Source organism: Alkalihalobacillus sp. TS-13 (assembly GCF_019720915.1).
Classification (GTDB): Bacteria; Bacillota; Bacilli; order Bacillales; family Fictibacillaceae; genus Pseudalkalibacillus.
Window position 1 is genome coordinate 1,957,804 of the sequence record NZ_JAHKSI010000001.1, and the last position, 22,513, is coordinate 1,980,316.

17 protein-coding genes, 1 other RNA gene and 1 other annotated feature are annotated in these 22,513 nt (G+C 42.3%); of the genes, 4 read left to right on the plus strand and 14 right to left on the minus strand.

The genetic code is table 11. From position 1 onward, the window contains the following. Positions 1-69 precede the first annotated feature (69 nt). From alaS to cymR, 9 genes are all read right to left on the minus strand, one after another. Positions 70-2,706: an alanine--tRNA ligase gene (alaS, locus tag KOL94_RS09685; RefSeq protein ID WP_221567651.1), complete on the minus strand. Its 2,637-nt coding sequence runs from the start codon at positions 2,704-2,706 to the stop codon at positions 70-72. 634 nt (positions 2,707-3,340) lie between these two features. Further along, positions 3,341-4,420 (minus strand): AI-2E family transporter, encoded by a 1,080-nt coding sequence (locus KOL94_RS09690; RefSeq protein ID WP_221566132.1) that lies wholly within the window; start codon positions 4,418-4,420, stop codon positions 3,341-3,343. Positions 4,421-4,720: 300 nt separating this feature from the next. Then, the gene (locus tag KOL94_RS25225; RefSeq protein WP_260412268.1) at positions 4,721-4,855 is read right to left on the minus strand and encodes a hypothetical protein; all 135 of its coding nucleotides are present in this window, start codon (positions 4,853-4,855) and stop codon (positions 4,721-4,723) included. 39 nt (positions 4,856-4,894) lie between these two features. Then, positions 4,895-5,083, minus strand: coding sequence for a hypothetical protein (locus tag KOL94_RS09695; protein ID WP_221566136.1), 189 nt, complete (start codon positions 5,081-5,083; stop codon positions 4,895-4,897). A 90-nt stretch (positions 5,084-5,173) separates the two neighbouring features. Then, positions 5,174-7,453, minus strand: coding sequence for an SF1B family DNA helicase RecD2 (gene recD2, locus KOL94_RS09700; protein WP_221566139.1), 2,280 nt, complete (start codon positions 7,451-7,453; stop codon positions 5,174-5,176). Positions 7,454-7,465: 12 nt separating this feature from the next. After that, complete coding sequence (locus tag KOL94_RS09705; protein ID WP_221566142.1) at positions 7,466-8,143, minus strand: tetratricopeptide repeat protein; 678 nt, start codon at positions 8,141-8,143, stop codon at positions 7,466-7,468. A gap of 316 nt (positions 8,144-8,459) precedes the next feature. Next, positions 8,460-9,572: a tRNA 2-thiouridine(34) synthase MnmA gene (gene mnmA, locus KOL94_RS09710; protein WP_221566145.1), complete on the minus strand. Its 1,113-nt coding sequence runs from the start codon at positions 9,570-9,572 to the stop codon at positions 8,460-8,462. Positions 9,573-9,587: 15 nt separating this feature from the next. Further along, positions 9,588-10,730: a cysteine desulfurase family protein gene (locus tag KOL94_RS09715; RefSeq protein WP_221566148.1), complete on the minus strand. Its 1,143-nt coding sequence runs from the start codon at positions 10,728-10,730 to the stop codon at positions 9,588-9,590. Between the two features lie 229 nt (positions 10,731-10,959). Beyond that, on the minus strand, positions 10,960-11,382 hold the full coding sequence (gene cymR / locus KOL94_RS09720; RefSeq protein ID WP_221566150.1) for a cysteine metabolism transcriptional regulator CymR: 423 nt from the start codon (positions 11,380-11,382) through the stop codon (positions 10,960-10,962). Between the two features lie 254 nt (positions 11,383-11,636). Between cymR and KOL94_RS09725 the strand changes: the two genes are divergently transcribed. The 3 genes from KOL94_RS09725 (at position 11,637) to KOL94_RS09735 (ending at position 14,888) form a co-directional block, all read left to right on the plus strand. Further along, entirely contained in the window at positions 11,637-12,968 is a 1,332-nt protein-coding gene (locus KOL94_RS09725) for an AAA family ATPase (RefSeq protein WP_221566153.1), read from the plus strand. Between the two features lie 113 nt (positions 12,969-13,081). Next, a complete protein-coding gene (locus tag KOL94_RS25635; RefSeq protein ID WP_221566155.1) occupies positions 13,082-13,855 on the plus strand; it encodes an RsfA family transcriptional regulator in 774 nt (257 codons plus the stop codon). A gap of 826 nt (positions 13,856-14,681) precedes the next feature. Beyond that, positions 14,682-14,888: a helix-turn-helix domain-containing protein gene (locus KOL94_RS09735; protein WP_221566158.1), complete on the plus strand. Its 207-nt coding sequence runs from the start codon at positions 14,682-14,684 to the stop codon at positions 14,886-14,888. A 412-nt stretch (positions 14,889-15,300) separates the two neighbouring features. Here the strand turns inward: KOL94_RS09735 and KOL94_RS09740 are convergent, their stop codons facing one another. From KOL94_RS09740 to KOL94_RS09760, 5 genes are all read right to left on the minus strand, one after another. Then, the gene (locus KOL94_RS09740) at positions 15,301-16,068 is read right to left on the minus strand and encodes a tRNA threonylcarbamoyladenosine dehydratase (protein WP_221566161.1); all 768 of its coding nucleotides are present in this window, start codon (positions 16,066-16,068) and stop codon (positions 15,301-15,303) included. Between the two features lie 249 nt (positions 16,069-16,317). Next, positions 16,318-16,496, minus strand: a non-coding RNA gene (gene ssrS / locus KOL94_RS09745) — 6S RNA. 218 nt (positions 16,497-16,714) lie between these two features. Beyond that, positions 16,715-18,499 carry an aspartate--tRNA ligase gene (gene aspS, locus KOL94_RS09750; protein ID WP_221566164.1) on the minus strand — a complete coding sequence of 595 codons (1,785 nt, stop codon included), beginning with the start codon at positions 18,497-18,499 and terminating at the stop codon, positions 16,715-16,717. Continuing rightward, positions 18,496-19,782 carry a histidine--tRNA ligase gene (gene hisS / locus KOL94_RS09755; protein ID WP_221566167.1) on the minus strand — a complete coding sequence of 429 codons (1,287 nt, stop codon included), beginning with the start codon at positions 19,780-19,782 and terminating at the stop codon, positions 18,496-18,498. Before hisS ends, aspS begins: the two co-directional genes overlap by 4 nt. 149 nt (positions 19,783-19,931) lie before the next feature. Further along, positions 19,932-20,163, minus strand: a binding site (T-box leader). 209 nt (positions 20,164-20,372) lie between these two features. Next, the gene (locus tag KOL94_RS09760) at positions 20,373-20,546 is read right to left on the minus strand and encodes an RNA polymerase subunit sigma-70 (RefSeq protein WP_221566171.1); all 174 of its coding nucleotides are present in this window, start codon (positions 20,544-20,546) and stop codon (positions 20,373-20,375) included. Between the two features lie 169 nt (positions 20,547-20,715). Between KOL94_RS09760 and KOL94_RS09765 the strand changes: the two genes are divergently transcribed. Next, positions 20,716-22,503 (plus strand): N-acetylmuramoyl-L-alanine amidase family protein, encoded by a 1,788-nt coding sequence (locus tag KOL94_RS09765; protein ID WP_221566173.1) that lies wholly within the window; start codon positions 20,716-20,718, stop codon positions 22,501-22,503. The last annotated feature ends 10 nt before the right edge of the window (positions 22,504-22,513 follow it).

The window sequence follows — 22,513 nt, forward strand, 5'->3', positions numbered from 1 at the left end:
ACCTCTCTTTAGCGTTAGATTGGGAAATCCCCGCTTTTTCTACCTTTATTGTACAATACACATACAGGTTTAGGAAATGGATTTGACGAATTCGTAAACATAATTTAATGCGTCATCCAGTTTTTCAGGTTGTTTTCCGCCAGCTTGAGCCATATCTGGGCGTCCACCTCCGCCGCCTCCACATCGGGTTGCGACTTCCTTTACAATTTTACCTGCATGATAGCCTTCTTTCGTTAAATTATCTGTAACTCCTGCAACAATATTCACTTTTTCATTTTGTGCAGAACCAAGAACGACTACTCCGCTTCCGATCTTGTTCTTCAAATCATCTACGATTGAGCGTAAATTATTCATATCACTAGCAGAAACTTTTCTAGCCAATACTTTTACGCCATTGATTTCTTCAGCATGATCCATCAAGGAACCTGCTTCAATGTTCGCAAGCTTACCTTTCAATGATTCATTTTCGCGTTGAAGCTCTTTGATTTGTGATTGGATAGTACCGATCTTTGCAGGTACATCATTCAGGTTAGACTTTAAAGCGTCGGCTGTATCTTTAAGGATTTGGACTTGTCCAGTGAGATGATGATAGGCTCCTTCACTTGTAACTGCTTCAATCCTGCGTGTCCCCGCCCCGATGCCTGATTCCGCTATGATCTTGAACAACCCGATTTCTGCAGTATTAGCTACATGACAGCCTCCGCATAGCTCAAGGCTGTAATCTCCGACTTTTACGACACGAACTTCACTTCCGTATTTTTCACCGAATAATGCCATTGCTCCCATTGCTTTTGCTTCTTCAATCGGCTTGATCATCTTTTCAACAGGAATGGTGCTCCAAATCTTTTCGTTTACGATTGATTCAATCTTCTCTAATTCTTCCGGAGTGATCTGATTGAAGTGGGAGAAGTCGAAACGCAAACGATCAGGGGTTACAAGAGAACCTGCTTGATTGACGTGTTTCCCAAGAACATCTTTAAGTGCTTGATGAAGCAAATGTGTTGCGGTATGGTTCTTGATGATACCAGCACGGCTAATCTTGTTGACGGTTGCCGCAAGGGTTTCATCGACTTTCAATGTCCCTTTTTCCACATAGACTGTATGGAGATTTTGGCCATTCGGCGCTTTTTGGACATCCTTTACGACAACAAAAACGTTGTCATTCTCAAGTGTCCCTTTGTCAGCAATCTGTCCGCCGCTTTCTGCATAAAAAGGTGTATGATCAAGAATCACAAGGACTTCTTCACCAGCATTTGCTTCATTGACCGTATCAGCACCTTTTACGATCACGCTAACTTTAGAAGAGGTATGCAGTTGGTCATAACCTATGAATTCACTTGAGGTTTTGATATCACTTAGGACTCCAGTCTGAACCTGCATAGAACCTGTGTCCTGACGTGCTGAACGTGCCCGCTCACGCTGTGCTTCCATTTCGACATCGAATTGTTGTCGATTCACTGTCAAGCCTTCTTCTTCCACATACTCTTCAGTCAATTCAAATGGAAATCCATACGTATCATACAACTTGAAAGCATCTGAGCCAGAAAGTTCATTCTTCCCATTTTCTTTCGCTTCCTTCATCATTTCAGATAAAATCGCAAGACCTTCGTTGATGGTTTCATGGAATCGTTCTTCCTCATTCTTAACGACTTTTTGGATGAAATCCGTGTTTTCAAGAACATTTGGATAGAAGTCTTTCATGACATCTGCAACCACTGGAACAAGCTCAAACATAAAAGGTTTGCTGATGTTCAATTGTTTAGCAAAACGGATTGCTCTGCGGATAAGGCGGCGTAATACATAGCCTCTACCTTCATTGGATGGCAGCGCCCCGTCTCCAACCGCGAAAGTAACTGTCCGGATGTGATCGGCAATCACCTTGAAAGCAATATCGAAATCCGGATTCTTACCATATTCGGTACCAGAAATTTTTTCTGTCGCTTCGATCATCGGCATGAACAGATCGGTTTCATAGTTTGTAGGAGCATCCTGCAACGCACAAACGACACGTTCAAGCCCCATCCCTGTATCGATATTCTTTTTAGGCAACGGTGTATAGGAGCCATCAGGATTATGGTTGTATTGAGAAAACACAAGGTTCCAGATTTCAAGGTGACGCTCGTTTTCTCCACCTGGGAACAACTCTGGATCATTCGGGTCGTTTCCATATTTCTCCCCTCGATCAAAAAAGATTTCCGTGTTCGGTCCACTCGGTCCTTCACCGATATCCCAGAAGTTCTCTTCGAGGCGGATGATCTTCTCCTTGGGAAGATCGATTTCATTATGCCAAATGTCATGCGCTTCATCGTCTTCAGGATGGATCGTCACCGCTAGCTTATCAGGATCGATTCCCAACCATTTTTCATCAGTCAAGAATTCCCAAGCCCACTGAATCGCTTCTTTTTTAAAGTAGTCCCCGATTGAGAAGTTTCCAAGCATCTCGAAGAACGTATGATGTCGAGCAGTTTTACCGACATTTTCAATATCATTCGTACGGATTGATTTTTGAGCATTTACGATACGAGGATTCTCTGGAACGACACGACCATCAAAATACTTTTTCAAGGTTGCAACGCCACTGTTGATCCATAGCAAGGACGGATCTTCGTGCGGTACAAGAGAGGCACTAGGTTCAACCTTATGTCCTTTTTCTTTGAAAAAATCCAAATACATCTGTCTTACTTCAGCTGAAGTGAGCGTTTTCATCATTGATTCCCTCCTATTTTTTATGAGTTTGTCTTTTTTAGACAATGGCTTTGTTAAAGAATGATGTTGATTTCTTCGAAATTCAATCCCTTACCGCGGGCAAACGAAAAGCGGAAGCGACTCGTTTAGTCACGCATTGTCACTGGAAAACTGACGAGGAGGCTGTTGCCGCCGCAGGAAGTTTGAAGTGATCCAAGTGACTGGTCTCTCAGCTAGACATTACTTCTTTGCAATTTCCTACTACGTGAGCATCCTCACGGACTTGGACAGTTCGTTGCGAGGTCTCACCTGGCTCGCTGTTCCCGTAGGAGTGTCGTGAATTTCGGCTAAAATCAACAACGAAGATTAACAAAGCCTGGACAATAAAAAAAACCCACGCCCTAAAACAGGGACGAGAGTTATCACGCGGTACCACCCTGGTTATGAACACATCTTCTGTATTCATCACCTCGACACATTAACGGTGTGCGCCGACAGGGTTTGCCTGCATTCCGGATCAGCGTTCAGTCAATCTTCATCCAGAACCTCTTTCAGCCTGGGAGGTTCTTCTCTGCAGGGAAGGGCTTTGACCTACTCATTCCATCATCAATTTACATATTCCATATTCATGTTCTGCTGTCGTTAATTATAGACTTTACTTTTCGGTATTGTCAACATTTCTGAAATGCTCTTTCGCATGATGGAAAATGACTTTTCCTATCGCAAAGAAAGGTACAGCAAGGAGTAAACCAACAACTCCACCGATTTCCCCGCCAATTAACAATGCTAATATGATTCCTATCGGATGGATGTGCAATGTTTTACCGACAATAAGCGGTCCGAGAATATTCCCCTCGATGAATTGAAGGATGATGACAATTCCAATTACGATCAACAGTTTATTTATCGATATCGTTGCAGCAATCAAAGCGACTGGCACTGCCCCGAGCAACGGTCCGAAATAGGGAATGAAATCAGTGACACCAATGATGATTCCTAGAATCACGGGATAAGGGACACCCGCTATCCAGAACGCGCCAATTGCAAGTGCTGCAAGGGCACAAGCTACTGTCAATTGTCCGCGTATGTAATTACCAAGTGAAATATCGATATCATGGATGATTTTGTTTCCAGGCTCCCGCCACTTTTTCGGTGTCATGTGCAATATCATCCGTGTAATAATTTTAAAGTCTTTCAGCATATAGAAAACGAGAAAAGGAATGACGATCCACGCAAAAAGGTTTCGCCAAAATCCTTTGATTGAAGCGAGTACGCCGCTTATCAATATTGTTATATATTGTTCTATAGCATTCAACGTTTTTTCAAATTCAGTATGGACCGTTTCGGGCAGATTATCAGTATGTTCATAAAATTCCCGGATCCACGTCCGATAAGTTTCTGATAATACAGGCAATTGTTCACTCAGGTCTTTGAGCTGTGATATCAGATATGGAACACTTTTAAAAATCAAAAATCCGATGCCACCGAAAAAGGCAAGGTAAATAACAAGGATAGCGATCGATCGTGGGATACCTCGCCTATGAATCCATTCTACAATGGGATGTAATAGATAGGTGATGAAGATTGCGACGAAAAATGGCATGAAGACGGCCAAAAACATATCAAGAATTGGATCCCAAAACGGTTTCAATTTCATGAAGACAAATGCACATAGTAAAGCTAATAAGACCATGCCGAGCCTTACAAGTGCTTCAATTGTAAACAGTTTTTTCATAAGCGCCACCGGATCTTTTCACAGTATTCTTGTATCTTTAACGTGCGCTTATTTGAACACCCTATTCATGGCGAAAGAAAACTACGTTAAGGTAGAAGCGAATACTTTCTTTAAGGAGATTGATTCATTAAATTTTAAGTGTAATTGTGACACTCCTGCTGGAAAAGCGAGCCAAGCGAGACCCCGTAGCGAGGAACTCGCGAGGAGGCTTGCGGATCGCCCGCGGAAAGGGAGCGAATTACACAAAAAAATTATTATAAGGTCAAAAAAAACTGACATTCATCTGAACGTCAGCCCTTTTCAATAAATCGCTTTTGCAATCCTTTTGCGGATCCGCTTCATTTTCTTCGTTGATAGCATGCGATTCATCTTCATATTTCTTCCATATAATGATTTGATCAGATACGCACCGGCACAGGTCGTTGCTATAGTCATGATTGTACGGTTCACATTAAACACCATCCCAGTATGAAGTTACATCGAAATACTTAGATCGTCATCATCGAACAAATCATCCAAAGAAGTCAAACTGCCATCTTCCTCTACTTGATTAAGAGTCAGTTTGCCATCAACGGTCGTCAGTTCGATGAAACATCCCCAGCAGTAATACTGGTCCACCCCGATTTTGCCAAGATCCTTGCATTGGCAGTTGGGACATCTCATTGTTCGTTCCTCCTCTTGATAAATCAAAAAAGTGCTACGAATAGGATGTCCCGTATTTTTGGGATTTATACGCTTTCTCATTTTGTTCCGTTATCGCTTGTGCTTTTCAATCCTTTTTTTCAATTTCATACTCAAATGTGAGTTACGGGTCCCTGAGTCGTTTTGCTGTACTGCTCTTTCCAGTGCATCCATTTCACCACATAAGATGAGATATTCTTTACTGCGGGTAACCGCCGTATAAATCAGATTCCGCCGCAGCATCCGATAATAGCCTTTAACAATCGGTAAGACGACGATCGGAAACTCGCTTCCCTGTGATTTATGAATCGAACAACAATAAGCATGCGTAATCTGGTTCAGATCCGTTTTTTTGAACGTCACCTCAATGCCATCAAAGGATATGACAATCTGATCTTCTTTATCGGTTGTTTCTTTTGCGAAGATGATCGAGACGATTTCTCCGATATCTCCATTGAAGATTTGCTCCTCGGGAGCATTGACGAGTTGGAGGACCTTATCCCCGACACGATAGATCGATTGAAAATACTCAATTTCCCTTTTTTGTTCAGTCGGAGGATTGAACATTTCTTGCAATTCCTTGTTCATCTCATCAATTCCAGCACGGCCTCTGTACATTGGTGCCAATACTTGTATATCCCGCGCTGTAAACCCTTTTGTCATGGCACTTTTACAAACCTGGAGGACTGCTGTGGTCACTTGCTCCTGTGAACACGGGAAGAACCGCCTGTCATGTTGAGGAGCACCCAGGTCCTCAGGCAACCCCCCTTTTTTCATTTCATGGGCCAATTTAACAATGGTCGATCCTTTCGCTTGTCGATAAATCTCATCAATCTTAACTGTTGGGATCACTTCAGATGAAATGAAATCCTTTAATACTTGTCCAGGACTTACCGATGGAAGCTGATCCTCATCTCCCACCATGATCACCTGGATTTCTTCAGGTAATGCGTCGAACAGCCTGTAGGCAAGACGGACATCGACCATCGACATTTCATCAATGATGAGAAGTCGGCCTGCAATCGGATTTTCTTCATGATATTCAAATCCGCTGCCGCCTTTCCAACCAAGAAGACGATGGATCGTTACTGCTGGAATACCTGTGGATTCACTCATACGTTTCGCGGCACGGCCAGTCGGGGCTACGAGTAAAAATGGGAAATCCTCATCCTTATAGTCCTGCAGATCGAGCGAAAGACCATGGATTTCAGAATACGTTTCGATGATTCCTTTTATGACAGTCGTCTTCCCTGTTCCAGGACCACCAGTCAAAATCATCATTGGGGAAGTCAGTGCTTTATAAATGGCATCTTTCTGAGCATCCGCATATTCGATTTCTTGTGATTCCTCCAGAGCTCCGAGTGCATTGTAAAAATCTGAAAGCTCGATACGATCATATTCTTCCTGTTTCAATAAGCGTTCAATCTTTTGAAGTAGACCATATTCAGCAAAATATAGCGAGGGAAGATAGGCATTTTCATCCTCGATGAACACCTTCCCTTCACCATGTAAAGCAACAATGTCGCTGTAGAAATCCACTTCAGAATCAACAGGCTTTGTAAAAAGCAGTTTTTTCGTTTCTTCTATCAATTCATCTACTGTAATGTATGTATGTCCGTGCTGATTACATAGCTCTTTCAAATTATAAAGAAGGCCAGCTTGCACACGTTCTGAAGAAGTTTCTTCGATCCCTAAAGCATTTCCGATTTCATCTGCTCTTCGAAAACCGATTCCATCAATGTCATAAATCAACTGATAAGGATTGGTTTGAATGATGGATATCGCCTCATCTTTGTAAGATTGATAGATTTTCATTGCAATGGAGGGACCGATTCCGTAGCGATGCAATGTACTGAGAAGCTGTTCTAAACCCTGGTGTTCCATCAATGTTTCATATATGGTCTTTGCCCGTTCTTCGGACAAATCCCTAACCTCATTCAATACTTCCGGATCTTCGATGATTTTAGAAAATGCTTTATCCCCGAGCGTATGTATGACTTTCTCTGCGGTCTTCTTCCCGATCCCACTGAACAAATCACTTGAAAGATACTGGACCATCCCGTCTTCTGTCCTAGGAAGATCTTTTCTATAAAATTCAACCACAAATTGTTTCCCATACTTTGGATGGTCTTTCATATCACCCCAGAAGATGTACGTCTCTTCTTCCATCAATACAGGGAAAGTGCCCACTACGATCGTATCTTTATCTATGTCCGCTAAATTAGATTCTTTCGAAGACACTTTTAAAACGGAATAAAAGGTCTCTTTATTTTGATAGATCACATGAAGGATTGAACCTTTCACATACCGTTTTTCCTCTGATCCTAAATCGAATTGGCTTTGTAACTCCATCGTTTCGCCCCACTAATCATTGGTTTCAGTAGACTCTTGAATCTCATTGATTTTCTTGATCCCGTTATGTGCCAGCAGATGATCGTTCTGATTTTCGATTGCTTTGGCAAACATCTCTTTCGCTTTCTGGATGTTTTCTTTGTACAAATACGCTACGCCAAGGTTATAGTAAGCGTCTGCATGGTCTGGCGCGAGCTCGATAACGTTTTCTAAAGCAGTGATTGCTTGTTCAAACAAATTCAGTTTTCCGAGTGTCATTCCGTATTGGAACCACGCCTCGACATCCTCGGAATTCTTTTCAGCGGCAGATTGGAAATGCGGAAGGGCACGTGTGATATCGCCCAATTGTGAAAAACTCATCCCGAGCATGAAGTGGGAATCACCATCTGAGAGTCCACGTTTGATCGCTTCTTGAAAAAGGTCAAGCGCATCATCATACTGCTCGAGTTTATAAAAGACAACGCCACCACCATAATAGGCCGGCGCCATTGTTTCATCCATAGAAATGGCTTTATCGAAAAAGCCCATCGCTTTCTCATATTCGCCTACCAGTTCTAACAGGTTTCCAAAGTTCACATAAATGACTGGATCGTCAGGATTTTCTTCAAGAGCACTATGAAATGCCTTCGCTGCTTCTTCGTATTTTCCTTCTTTCATCAATTCAATTCCGTGTTTATTCTTATCAGACATCGTCGGTCTCCTTTTTGAAAAAATCAGCTGTTTGTTGTTCTAACACTCCCTACGCGTACCTCACTGCGGGGCTTCGCATGGCTCGCTTTTCTAAAGTGTTGCGAATTTCGCATTAAGTACTGCTACACTCAACATTAATCTTTACAAAACCTTGATTTATAAAAAGAAATGGAAGTGGGGATCTGTCCTAAAAGAAAAGTGTCAGACCCCTCCAACACAACATTTTGGATAAAACCACGATTTTTCACAAAATGTTGTTAAATTCGGAGAGACTCAGACACTTTTCGGACAGCCCCCACTCTGTTCCATGATCTATTTATAAATAAGAAATTGCTTCCTCTTTTTTATACACTTTATCGATCGTCCCACCGCCAAGACATACATCTCCATCATAAAAGACAACTGCTTGTCCTGGGGTGATCGCACGCTGCGGTTCATCAAAGATAACATCATACGTGCCATCTTCCATTTTCCGGACAGTCACAGGGCGGTCTGGCTGGCGGTAACGGAACTTCGCCGTGCACTTGAATTCATCCGGCATTCCTTTCCCAGTCATCCAACTGACCTTCGTGGCGTTTAGTTTATCCGAATAGAGCAGCTCATTATGGAATCCTTGTTCGACAAACAGGACATTTTTTTCTAAATCTTTTCCGACAACGAACCATGGATCGCCATCGCCACCGATTCCTAGTCCATGACGTTGACCAATCGTATAATACATAAGTCCGTCATGGGACCCTTTCACCTCACCGGACAGGGTCTGCATTTCACCAGGCTGTGCAGGAAGGTATTGGCTAAGGAATTCTTTGAAGTTCCGCTCCCCGATAAAACAAATACCTGTACTGTCTTTTTTCTTCGCAGTCGCCAGGTTTGCTTTTTCTGCCATTTCTCTGATTTCAGGCTTCTTAAATTCCCCGATCGGGAACAATACTTTCGAAATCTGTTCCTGATTCAGTTGATTCAAAAAATAGGTTTGATCCTTGTTTTCATCGACACCGCGGAGCATGACCTTCTCCCCGTGCCGTTCACCGATGCGCGCATAGTGTCCAGTTGCTACATAATCAGCTCCAAGACTCATCGCATGATCGAGGAATGCCTTGAATTTGATCTCTTTGTTGCACATGACATCAGGGTTTGGCGTTCTTCCAGCTTTATATTCCTCAAGGAAGTAGGAAAACACTTTGTTCCAATATTGTTTTTCGAAATTCACTGCATAGTAGGGAATACCAAGTTGGTTACAGACACGGATGACGTCTTCATAGTCTTCCGTTGCTGTACAAACGCCATTTTCATCAGTGTCATCCCAGTTTTTCATAAAAATCCCGATCACGTCATATCCTTGTTCTTTTAAAAGCAATGCAGCTACTGAAGAATCGACCCCTCCAGACATTCCAACGACGACTCTTGTATCTTCAGGGCGTTTTTCCATATTCCTCACCTCCATTCACATTGATGTCAATCTATTGACGATACGGACAGTTTCGTTTGCTGCCCGATCAATCTCTTCTACTGTGTTTCCAAAACCAAAGCTGAAACGGATTGCAGAAGTCATCCGTTCATGATCATCGAACATAGCCGCAAGCACATGGGAAGGCTCGATCGATCCTGCCGTACAAGCTGATCCGCTGGATGCCGCGATACCAGACAGATCCAGATTGACAAGCATTGATTCTACATTTGTCCCAGGGAAGCTGATATTCAAAACATGTGGCAGCGAATTGGTGATTGATCCATTCAACACATACTCGATGCCGGCATCATCAAAAATTTCAAGCATTCTTTTTTTCATTTGAAGAAGCTCTCCATAGCGATTGATTTTTTCATCTTGAATCAATTCCACCGCTTTTTTCATGCCCATGATTCCAGGAACGTTCTCTGTCCCGGCTCTCCTCTTACGCTCTTGTTCACCGCCGAAGGCACGTGGTTCCAGCCAAATCCCCTCACGGACATACAAGAACCCATTCCCTTTCGGACCATTGATTTTATGGGCTGAGACAGACAAAAGGTCGATTCCTATATGCTTCACATCAATGATCACACTTCCATATGCTTGAACCGCATCGGTATGAAAAAGGACTTCCTTTTCACTCGTAATTCTACCGATCTCTTGAATCGGTTGAAGCGTACCAACTTCATTATTCCCGTACATGATGGTCACAAGGATCGTATCTTCACGAATCGCATCCTCTACTTGCTGTGGATCGATGAGCCCCTCTTCATCAACAGGAAGGTATGTCACTTCAAATCCATTCTCTTCTAGATATTCAACAGCATGTAATACTGCGTGATGCTCAACCTTCGTCGTGATGATGTGCTTTCCTTTCTCCTGAAGCGCGAAAGCAGTTCCGATAATTGCCATGTTATCCGATTCGGTACCGCCGCTTGTGAAAATGATCTCGTTGAAATTCGCGTTGATACTGCCGGCGATCACTCTTCGGGCTTCATCTAGGGCTTGTCTCGTATTCCTTCCGAACTGATGGATGCTCGAAGGATTCCCGTATTGAGATGTAAAATAAGGAACCATCGCCTCGACCACTTCCTCACGGGTAGGAGAAGTCGCAGCATGGTCCAAGTAAATCGAATTCATAAAATATCACCTATATTGAATTGTTCAACCCGAGTTGAACAAACCTTTATTTTTGTTGGTTTTTGCGAAACATCACTTTAATTTAGGCTCTTTAGTTTTCGAAGAGCGTTGAAATATACTCGCTTTCTGCGGGCGAACCCCATCACGTTCTATGACAAGGGCAGTACTAGCACGCACGTCCTGTGCGTCGGAATTTGCCGTTTATCATTTGGACTTATTAAAACTATCCTTAAATGTAGAACATGTAAGACTTTTGATCTTCATCCCCACCACTATAAGAAGCCAACTCCTCGAGAGTGGTGCTGTCCAGCACTTCCTTTACAGCATCCCGGATTTTGATCCAGAGGTCTCTTTTTGCGGGTTCTTCATCATCCATGATTTCAACTGGGGTGATCGGTCCTTCAAGTACGCGGATGATATCTCCTGCTGTTATAGTTTCCGGATCACGGGTCAAAGTATACCCGCCATATGCTCCCCGTACACTTTTGACTAATCCTGCATTACGGAGCGGACCTACTAATTGTTCAAGATAATGTTCTGATAATTCATGGTCTTTTGCGATTGATTTCAGTGAGATTGGTCCTTCACCATGTTTCTTCGCCAGTGCCATCATGATGGTCAATCCGTAACGTCCCTTTGTCGAAATTTTCATAGTATCCTCCTCAATTGACAACTCAAATACACCTGTAAATCTAGTTATATCCCATATCGTTATACTTTAGGCTGCTTGTTTATAATACAAGTTGTGATGTATTTCTCCATATAGATTGTATCTGAATTTTTTTCCTATGACATTATAGCACGAAAAGGGTTCTTCTTGCATTGAATCGAGTCGTATAGTATCGTTCAGTTGAATTGATACAAACCTAACTATATTGAAGATTGTCCATGAAAGGACGTGAACATATGGATTTATTCGATATGCAGATGGAAGAAGGTCCAAAGGGCAAACCGCTGGCGGACCGGATGAGACCTAGGAATTTAGATGAGTTCATCGGTCAAGAACATATTGTCGGTAAAGGAAAACTTCTCCGTCGCGCAATTGAGGCAGATCAGCTCTCAGCCATGATATTCTTCGGACCTCCTGGAACGGGTAAAACAACTCTTTCAAAAATCATCGCGAATACGACATCTGCGCATTTTGAACAAATCAACGCAGTCACTTCTGGTGTGGCAGATATCCGTACGATAACGACCCAGGCACGGGAACGTTTGAAGATGGATAATCAGAAAACACTTTTGTTTATAGATGAAATCCACCGTTTCAACAAAAGTCAACAGGATGCCCTTTTACCGTATGTGGAAGATGGAACGATCATCTTGATTGGAGCGACTACAGAAAGTCCGATGTTCGAAATTAACAGGGCTCTTTTATCTAGATCAAGGCTGTTCCGATTCGAACCACTGACTGATCACCATACGAAAGAAGTGTTGGAATCAGCCATCAAGGATCCGGAAAGAGGATTTGGAAATCATAACATCCGTGCTGAGGAAAAAGGGCTTGAACATTTGGTGGATGTAGCCGGTGGTGATGCACGTACAGCCTTGAATGCACTCGAACTAGCTGTGCTCACCACTCCGCCTGATTCAGATGGTGTCATCCAAATAACTATAGAAATCGCTGAAGAATCGATCCAACAGCGTGTACTGCAATACGATAAGCAAGGTGACAACCATTATGACACGATTTCCGCTTTCATCAAAAGCATCCGTGGTTCTGATCCTGATGCGACCCTTTATTGGCTTGCGAAAATGATCTATGCAGGAGAAGATCCAAAGTTCATCGCACGGAGGCTTTATGTCCATGCTGCTGAAGATGTAGGACTTGCTGATCCGAATGCATTGTTGATCGCTCAAGCTACAGCTCAGGCAGTCGATTTCATTGGAATGCCAGAAGCACGTATTCCGCTTGCAGAAGCAGCTTTATATATCGCAACCGCTCCAAAGAGCAATGCGGTCATCACTGGAATCGATAGAGCCTTGAACACCGTCAAAAATGAAAAAACCGGTCAAGTTCCGACCCACTTAAGAGATGCCCACTACAGCGGTGCAAAGGAATTAGGTTCTGGAATCGGCTATAAATACCCACATGATTATCAGGATGGATATGTTTCCCAACAGTATCTTCCTGATCACCTGAAGCATAAATCCTTCTATCAGCCGAGTGAACGAGGTTATGAAAAAACGGTCACGAGAAGGCTTGATTATTTTAAAGAGCGGATTGAAAAAGGAGAATAACCTATCAATCAATCTTTTAGTCGAAAAATAATATAGTAATCTTGTATAGTTTCTCTCATTTTTGTCCAAGATAAGGCTAAAAACCTTCTGGAATAAAAAGGAGAGAATTTTTCATGTCAAATCAGAGACAAGATGCATGGTCAGAAGAAGATGATCTACTATTAGCCGAAACAGTGCTAAGACACGTTCGTGAAGGGAGTACACAGCTTCAAGCTTTTGAAGAGGTTGGTGACAAATTGGATCGAACATCTGCAGCCGTCGGATTCAGATGGAATGCCATCGTACGTAAAAAATACGAGCAAGCCCTGAAGATTGCACGCCGACAACGAAAAGAACGCAAACGAGCAGCTGCATCAAACCAACCGAAGCAACCAGAGAAATCCACTGCTTATCAAACTCGCTTTGATGACACTATGGATTTTGAAAACTATCATCCTCTTTCTGAACCGAAGCATAGAACTTATACAGCCGAAGAAAAATCAGAAACAAACCAGGTACAACTAGAAGAAAAATCAGAAACAAATCAGGTACAATTAGAAGAAAAACCTGTTCAAAGACAACAGGCTGCAACGCAAGCAATGGACTTGGATACAGTCATCCATTTCTTAAGTCAGTTGAAAAACGACAACACAGGTTCTCAATCTGTAAAAGAAAGAAATGAGCGTCTTGAACAAGAATGCGAAATGCTCAAAAAGCAAAATAAAGAGTATGAAGCAGAATTGAAAGAGCTGAAAGATAATTTCGCATCCTTAAAGGATGATTATCAAGCTTTACTTCAAATCATGGATCGTGCAAGACGTATGGTCCTGCTCCAAGACCAAGAAGAGATTTCCGCTTCAAAGTTCAAAATGGACAAAAACGGTAATTTAGAAAAAGTAGCGAAATAAAGAAAACTTGGCAAAGCCAAGCCTTTGGCGCAGGCTGAGCTTTCGTTGCGCTTTTATTGATGAAAGTATTTGATACTTTCTTTAAATGTAAATATCTGATGGGCTGTCCCGAAAGTGTCAGAGTCTCTCCGAACTTGACAACATTTTGAGAAAAATCGTGGTTTTGATCCAAAATGTTGTGTTGGAGGGGTCTGACACTTTTCTTTTGGGACAGTCCAGTTTTTGTGTGTGTGATTTTTCTCACAACTTAAATCTTTCAAAGTCGTTATGATATAAGTGAATAGAATCATATATATGAATATAAACCATTTATCCTGTATCATTACTCTGTTTTACCACAGAGGTATCGTAAATTTGACTTAAAGATTTTTTCTGTAGGCTGTTTTCGCATAGATTGTTGTTTATGGAAATATACTCGATTTCCGCGGGAACCTGCAAGCCTCCTCACTTGCACAGGATGTCAACACAAAAATGAAATCATTATCGTGTCTGCGACGAGAAATCTTAGAAGTTATCCTTATTCTGGCTTCGACGTTCACCACAGGACGTACTTGTACAGGATGTACTGACTTCGACGTTCACCATAGGACGTGGTGGTATTTAGTCGAAGTTTATTATTATAGTCGAAGGTCCTTTAAAAGATTGCGGGGTCTCGCTTAGCTTGCTTTCCCGCTGGAGTCTCGCATATTTCCACTGCCAAAAGGTTTCAGCACCTTTCTTTAGAACATTCCATTAGCCACAAACTTTTAGAAAACAGCCTTTCTGTTCGAATCAACATTTAGCTTTAACAGGGTCAAAAAAATGTACTGGATGGGAGGAGAACAACATGCAATTAGGCGATACAATTAAACGTCACCGTGAGGAATTGAACATATCCATTGAACAGCTTGCTTTGAATTCCAGATTGTCGATCCACACTTTAAAAAGGATCGAAAACAATGAGCTCATTCCTGATCGTGATATGTTATTCAAACTATCTACTGCACTCGACATCCCTATTTCGGAATATCGAGCGAATCCAGGAATGAAATAAAGGAAACTTGGTAAATCCAAGTCTTTGGCGCAGGCTGAGCTTTAGTTGCGCTTAAAATGAAGAAAGTATTTGATACTTTCTTTAAATGTGAAAAATAGGCTAACTCCTACATCCGGACAAGATGGAGAGTTAGCCTTTTCTTTTGGGCTGTATTAGTTTTATTGTTGACTTTCTTCGAAATTTACTCCCTTTCCGCCGGCAAACGAAAAAGCGGAAGCGACCTGCTTAGTCACGTAGGTTGTGGCAGCCGCAGGAGGTTTGAAGTGATCCAAGTGCTGGTAGCTGAGCTAGACAGCACCTCCACGGGTCTCACCTGGCTCGCTTTTCCCGCAGGAGTGTCGTAAATTTCTTTTCAATCAAACATAGTCAGAAATCAACAGTAATATTTAACATAGCTATCTTTTTAAAAGGTTTATCTGATTCGGTCCACTTTTATATCGTTGCTTTCCAACAGCTTGTTGATGACATGACCCGCCATCATAAGCCCAGAAATCGACGGAACGAAAGCGTTTGATGAAGGTGGCATTTTCGCTTTACGAATCTTCGCATTGTCATCCGGTACGATGCTCTTACGAATCTCCTCTCGTATTTGGACAGGTTTTTCATCAGAAAATACAACGTTAATCCCTTTATGGATACCTTCTTTACGCAACCGCGTACGGATTACTTTTGCAATCGGGTCATAGCTAGTTTTCGAGATATCTTCAATACGAAGTCTTGTCGGGTCCATTTTGTTGGCCACACCCATACTTGAGATGATCGGAATCTCCCTTCGCAAGCATTCCTTCATTAAATGGATTTTATAAGAAATCGTATCGGATGCATCCACGACAAAATCAAGTGGATAGCTGAAGAAATCTTCATAAGTTTCTTCTGTATAGAACATCTTCAATGATTCAACTTTACATTCAGGATTAATGTCAGCGATCCGCTCTTTCATCAAATCGACCTTAGGCTGTCCGACCGTCGACAATAATGCATGAAGCTGTCGATTGACGTTTGTGATATCGACATCGTCTTTATCAACAAGAATGAGTCTGCCGACCCCAGAACGGGCAAGCGCTTCAGCAGAAAATGAACCGACACCCCCGATGCCCAACACTGCTACAGTTGAACCTTCGAGTGCTTCTAATCCCTCTTTTCCTATGGCTAATTCATTTCGTGAAAACTGATGTAACATCTTGTGAATTCCTCCAGTACTCCAATCAAATATCCATAATAGCATATATGAAGGAACACCTTGAATGCAACTACAAACCAAAAGAACATCTAATTTAGGATATGAGGATCGTCAGCTGTCTTTTTGCATAATGTCCATATAGTGCCTTTACAACTAAAGCGAAACGCTATAAAAAATATCTTAAACCTAGAAAGTAAACCAAATTTAAAAGCAACCAGGTTAACCTGATTGCTTCGTGGTTGAATATGTAAGAGTCCCATATGTGCCGTCGAAATCCTTCTGTGTTGAACCTGCCTGAAAAGGTGGGTGTCCTGTTACAATTCTTATGCGTCCTTTCACTGAAGGCTTGCACGTAAATCATAAACTCAGACTCCCATTTGTAAAGTGTTGGCTCAAACGTTCGGCAGAAACGTACACCCCAGGACTCTTTGATATTGTATTTAAAGAATAGCACAAACTTTAACCGCTTTCAATGATTTGTCAGTGTTTTCATAAAAATCAGACTTCTTTACTAATCAGTTCACTAATGTGTTAAAGTGTTCGATTTGCTGGTCCCTCGCAACCCCAAACAGAAAGCCTTCTCATGGAATCGATTGAAGTTTCACTTAAAAAATGGCCACCCTCCAAATGGAAGGTGACCAATGGCTCATGATTTGTTATTTGCTGTCTTTTCTTGTACTTTTAGGTGAAGTTCATCAAGTTGAGATCCACTAACTTCACTTGGTGCATTCGTCAATAAACAACTTGCACTAGCTGTTTTCGGGAACGCGATCGTATCTCTCAGATTACTGCGTCCCGCAATCAGCATGACGAGACGATCCAGTCCAAGTGCTATTCCACCATGTGGAGGTGTTCCGTATTCGAAGGCTTCTAACAGGAACCCGAACTCATCATAGGCTTGTTCTAATGAGAAGCCAAGCGCTTTGAACATCCGTTCTTGAACATCCCTTTGATAGATACGCTGTGATCCCCCGCCAATTTCGTAGCCGTTTAATACGAGGTCATACGCTTGGGCACGGACATTCACCGGATTCGTTTCAAGCATTTCAAGGTCTTCCACTTTCGGCATTGTGAATGGATGGTGTGCTGCTACATATCGATTTGCATCTTCATCAAATTCCAACAGCGGGAAGTCTACGACCCACAGGAAGTTGAACTTTTCTTTGTCGATCAAGTCCAATTCTTTTCCGAGCTTCAAACGTAATGCACCTAAGCTTTCCGAAACTACCTTTGGCTTGTCTGCCACAAACAGTAGCAAGTCTCCGGATTTCGCATCGAACTCATCGGTCAATCCTTTTTGCATTGCTTCATCAAAGAATTTTGCAATCGGTCCTTTAAGGCCTTCTTCTTCAACTTTCAACCATGCAAGTCCTTTTGCGCCATAAACTTTTACAAAGTCAGTGAGTTGATCGATGTCTTTTCTCGAAAATTGATCTGCTTGACCGCTAATGTTGATCCCTTTTACAAATCCGCCGCTTTGGACAGTAGAAGAAAATACCTTGAAGTCGGATCCTTCCACAAGAGATGAAACATTCACAAGCTCCATTCCGAAACGAGTATCAGGTTTATCAGAACCGTAACGATCCATCGCTTCCGCATACGTCAATCTTGGAATCGGGGTTTCTAAAGAAATACCCTTTGTTCCTTTCATGATCTTACTCATCATTTCCTCTGTCATCTTGAAGAGGTCTTCCTGATCCATGAACGAAGTCTCGATATCAACCTGTGTAAATTCTGGCTGGCGGTCTGCCCGAAGGTCTTCGTCACGGAAGCAGCGGACAATTTGATAATACCGCTCGAAACCAGACACCATCAATAACTGCTTGAAAATCTGTGGCGATTGCGGCAGTGCAAAAAATTGACCTGGATGGACCCTGCTTGGCACTAGATAGTCACGTGCTCCCTCAGGTGTACTTTTTGTAAGCATCGGCGTTTCCATTTCAAGGAACTCATAACTATCGAGGAAGTTACGGATTTCTTTCGTCACTTTACTTCTGGTCTTGAAGGTCTCCTGCATGATCGGACGCCGAAGGTCCAAGTAACGATACTTTAATCGAACGTCTTCTGTAATTTCCTCTTTATCTGAAATAACGAAAGGCGGTGTTTTCGCAGCATTCAAAATTTCAACTTGCTCTGCACGAACTTCGATCTTACCAGTTGCGATATTCTCATTGAATGTCGCTTCATCACGTGCAACCACCGTCCCTTTTACGTCAAGGACGTACTCGTTACGGACACGTTCTGCCAGCTCCGTTGCTTCCCTGGATGTTTCCGGATTAAATACAACCTGTACGATGCCTGAACGATCACGTAAATCAATGAAGATTAGCCCCCCTAAGTCTCTACGCTTCTGGACCCATCCTTTCAATTGAACTGCTGAACCAATTTCTTTTTCTGTTAGTTTTCCACAATGATGTGTTCTACCGATCATGACTGTGATCCTCCCTCAAGTTGTTCAACTATATATTTTGTTGCTACTCCAATCTGTATCTCTACCTGTTCACCTGTGCCCATGTCCTTGACATTGATGATTCCTTTCTCTAACTCATCTTCCCCCAGGACAAGAACATATTTGGCATTCAAACGATCAGCTGCTTTAAATTGCGCCTTCATTTTCTTATCTAAGAAATCCCTGTCGGCAGTCAATCCAACGCTGCGGAGATCGTTTAAAATGGACATACTACGTTTTTTCGGTTCCTCCCCTAACGAGACGAGATAGCAATCGATTCCCTTTTGGACAGGCAATTCGATTTGTTCTGCTTCTAATGCGACGAGAAAACGTTCAAGGCTCATCGCAAAACCGATCCCAGGTGTTTCAGGACCACCAATATCTTCGACCAGACCATTGTACCGGCCTCCACCGCTTAACGTGGTGATAGCGCCGAATCCAGGTGCTTCGCTAATGATTTCAAACGCCGTGTGGTTATAATAATCCAACCCTCTAACTAATGTCGGATCCACTTCATAAGAGACATCTAGTTCATCTAGATAAGCCTTCACATTATCAAAATACGTCCTAGAGGAATCATTCAAATAATCAAGAATCGAAGGCGCAGACTGCATTTTCGGATGATTACGATCCTTTTTGCAATCAAGGATCCTTAACGGATTTGTGTTGATCCGGTTCTGACAATCTTCGCAAAGCTCATTGACAACAGGTTTGAAGTGATCGACTAACGCTTCTCGGTGGGCTGTACGACTGTCGTTATCACCGAGTGAGTTGATGATCAGTTTCAAATGCTTCAAACCAAGCTCTTGATAGAGTTCCATCGCTAGAGCCATCACCTCTGCGTCAATCGCCGGATCATTGCTTCCCAACGCCTCGATGCCGAACTGTACGAATTGTCTCGTACGTCCCTTTTGCGGACGCTCATAACGGAACATCGGTCCAATGTAATAAAGCTTAGTTGGCTGTTGTGCTTCACCGAACAGTTTATGTTGTACAAATGAACGTACAACCGAAGCGGTGCCCTCTGGACGAAGCGTCAAGCTACGATCGCCGCGATCCTTAAACGTGTACATTTCTTTTTGTACAATATCTGTCGTATCACCGACACCCCGTTGGAATAACTCAGTGTATTCAAAAATCGGCGTGCGAATTTCGTGATAATTGTATTTGCGGCAAAGTTCTTTCGCTTTTTCTTCTATCAACTGCCATTTCTCAACTTCCCCTGGTAAAATATCCTGGGTTCCTCTAGGAATTTGAAAACTCATCCTGCTTCACTCCTCACCTTTTTTCAAACGATCTTTTACTTTTCCACTATAGATCCAAACCTTACTGTTGTGAATTTCGCATGAAGAGAAAAACCACCAATAATGGTTTAACAAAGCCGAGCAAATAAAAAACTCCCGCCCCTAACAAAAGAAGGGACGAGAGTATTTACCCGTGGTACCACCCTAGTTGAAGCATAAGATGCTTCCACTCAAGCTGCAGTTAACGCCTGCCTACGTTTAATCCCTACTGCATATGTATAGTTCGGGACAAAACCTTCGGAGTGTCTTTCTTCCAGGCTCTCTGTAGGAATGCTTTCAGCCATTGGCATCCCTTCTCTGAACATGAGTTTCTGAAGTACTTTTCTCCATCACTGGTTGTTTACGTATCATTTGAATTGATTACTATCATACGGACCTTTATCCCTGATGTCAAGCCTATTTTCCATTCAAAATATTTACAAGACTGTTTTCTAAAAGTATGGTGTTGATTGCTACCGATTAAGTAGAATGAAAAAATTTACGAGACTTCCTGCTTTCGTTTGTCCGCGGAAAGCGAGTATATTTACAAATTATAATAATTAATTCAGAATTTATCGCATTAACCGTTGTTTTAATTTCTTAACCGCTTCAAGACTGACACCGAATTCTTCTGCTAATTCATTATTGCTCATCATATGCTCTTTCTCGATGAACTTATGGAAATCCATCCCGAATAAAGCATTGGATCGATGATTCATCGCATCGTGTTTTAGGCTTTTTCTCATTCTTACAACCACCTGAACTTTTTATATTACTACCTATCATTACCTATTAATCGAATTTTTTTACATCTTGAAAGGTTTTTTCAAGAAATTACAGAACCACATATATAAATAAAACTTCGGACTTTTCGTACCGATATAAGAGATACAAATAAGTTTTGGAGGTGTATTTGTGAGAAGGTTTTGGTATATCTTTTTCATCAGCATGTTGGTCTTGGGGGCCATATTACCCGTTTTAGGAAATTCTGTGTCAGCAGCAAATCACGGAAAAGCGAGGATCACAGTGGATACATTGAATGTCCGGTCAGGCCCAGGACTCGGCAACTCGATTGTGACACAAGTACATAAGAATAAGGAATACCCAATCCTATCTGAAAACGGAGATTGGCTGCAAATCCAGATAGGTAGTAAAAAAGGCTGGGTTGCCGGTTGGTTTGCGAAAAAAATCAATAAACCTTCTACTGGTCATAACGATGACGCCAATACACCATCAGGTAAATGGGTCTCTTCAAAAGTGGATGGGTTGAATGTACGGTCTGGTCCTGATACTTCGTTTACTGTACTGGGTCAAATCTATCCCCATGAAAAATTCCAAACCATCGAAACCAAGGGCTCATGGACAAAAATCAATTACAAGAGCGCTTACGGTTGGTTGGCTTCTTGGCTAATCCATTCCAGCAGTAATCCAACTCGTACAGAAACCCCGACCACCAAAGACCAATCGGTGGTAAATGTAGCAAGTCTTAATGTACGTAATGGACCTGGAACGACATCCAACGTGATTGGTTCGGTCCGCAAAGGCGATATGGTTGTAATATTGGATATTCAAAATGGTTGGTATAAGATCAAATTCAACAATGGCAATGGATGGGTTGCGGGCAAATACGTAACCAAGTCGAAAGACATGGATATTTCTTCCGGTATGCCATCTACCCCAACTCCTTCAACTTCTTCTGCTAAAGCAAAAGTCACTGCTTCGATATTGAACTTGAGAGATAAAGGTTCTCTGAATGGTAAAATCATAGGTCAATTGAAGAAGAATTCAGAAGCTGATATTTTGAAAGAAAAGAACGACTGGGCATATATCAAGCATGGAAAAATGAAGGGCTGGGCAGCATCCTGGTATTTAGAGAAGATTAAAAAGTCGACTACGCCAAAAAAGGATGAAGCTTTATCAAATGAACCTTCGATTTCATTGCTTAATAACGGAACCAATCTTAGAAGCGGCCCTTCGACCAACCATACAGTCGTTGCAAGAGGAAACAAAGGAGATCAATTTCCAGTTCTATCAAAGCAAGGTGATTGGTATAAAATAAAGCTTTCCAACCAACAAGAAGCGTATGTCGCTGGATGGATCGCATCTTTAAGCGGAGCTTCTCTTCCTGAAGTGGCACATCCGACTATCGGTGACCATTTGAAAGGAAAAACCATCGTGGTCGATGCGGGCCATGGCGGCCAAGACAGCGGTGCGATAGGAGTGACGTATGGAACACTTGAAAAAGACTTGAATTTAAGTGTCGCCAAAACTGTATCGTCAAAATTACAGGCTGCAGGGGCAAAAGTAGTCATGACAAGAGATGACAATCAATATATAAGTCTACCTTACAGGATATACTTAGCTCATTCGAACAAAGCAGATGCCTTCATAAGTCTGCATTTCAATTCATCAATTTTTCCAAGCGCCAAAGGAATCAATTCTTTTTACTATTCTAAATTGAAAGATGCTGCGCTTGCGAGCTCCTTACAGGATGAACTCGTAAAACAAACTGGATTATCAAATCGGGGTGTGGCATATGGGAATTTCCAAGTATTACGGACCAACCATCAGCCTGCAGCACTGTTGGAACTCGGCTTTCTATCAAACTCCCAGGAGGAGCATTATATTCGAACCGCATCGTATAAGGATAAGGCGGGACATGCCATTTATCGGGGGCTTGCAAAGTATTTTTCAACAAAATGATGGCTTAAAT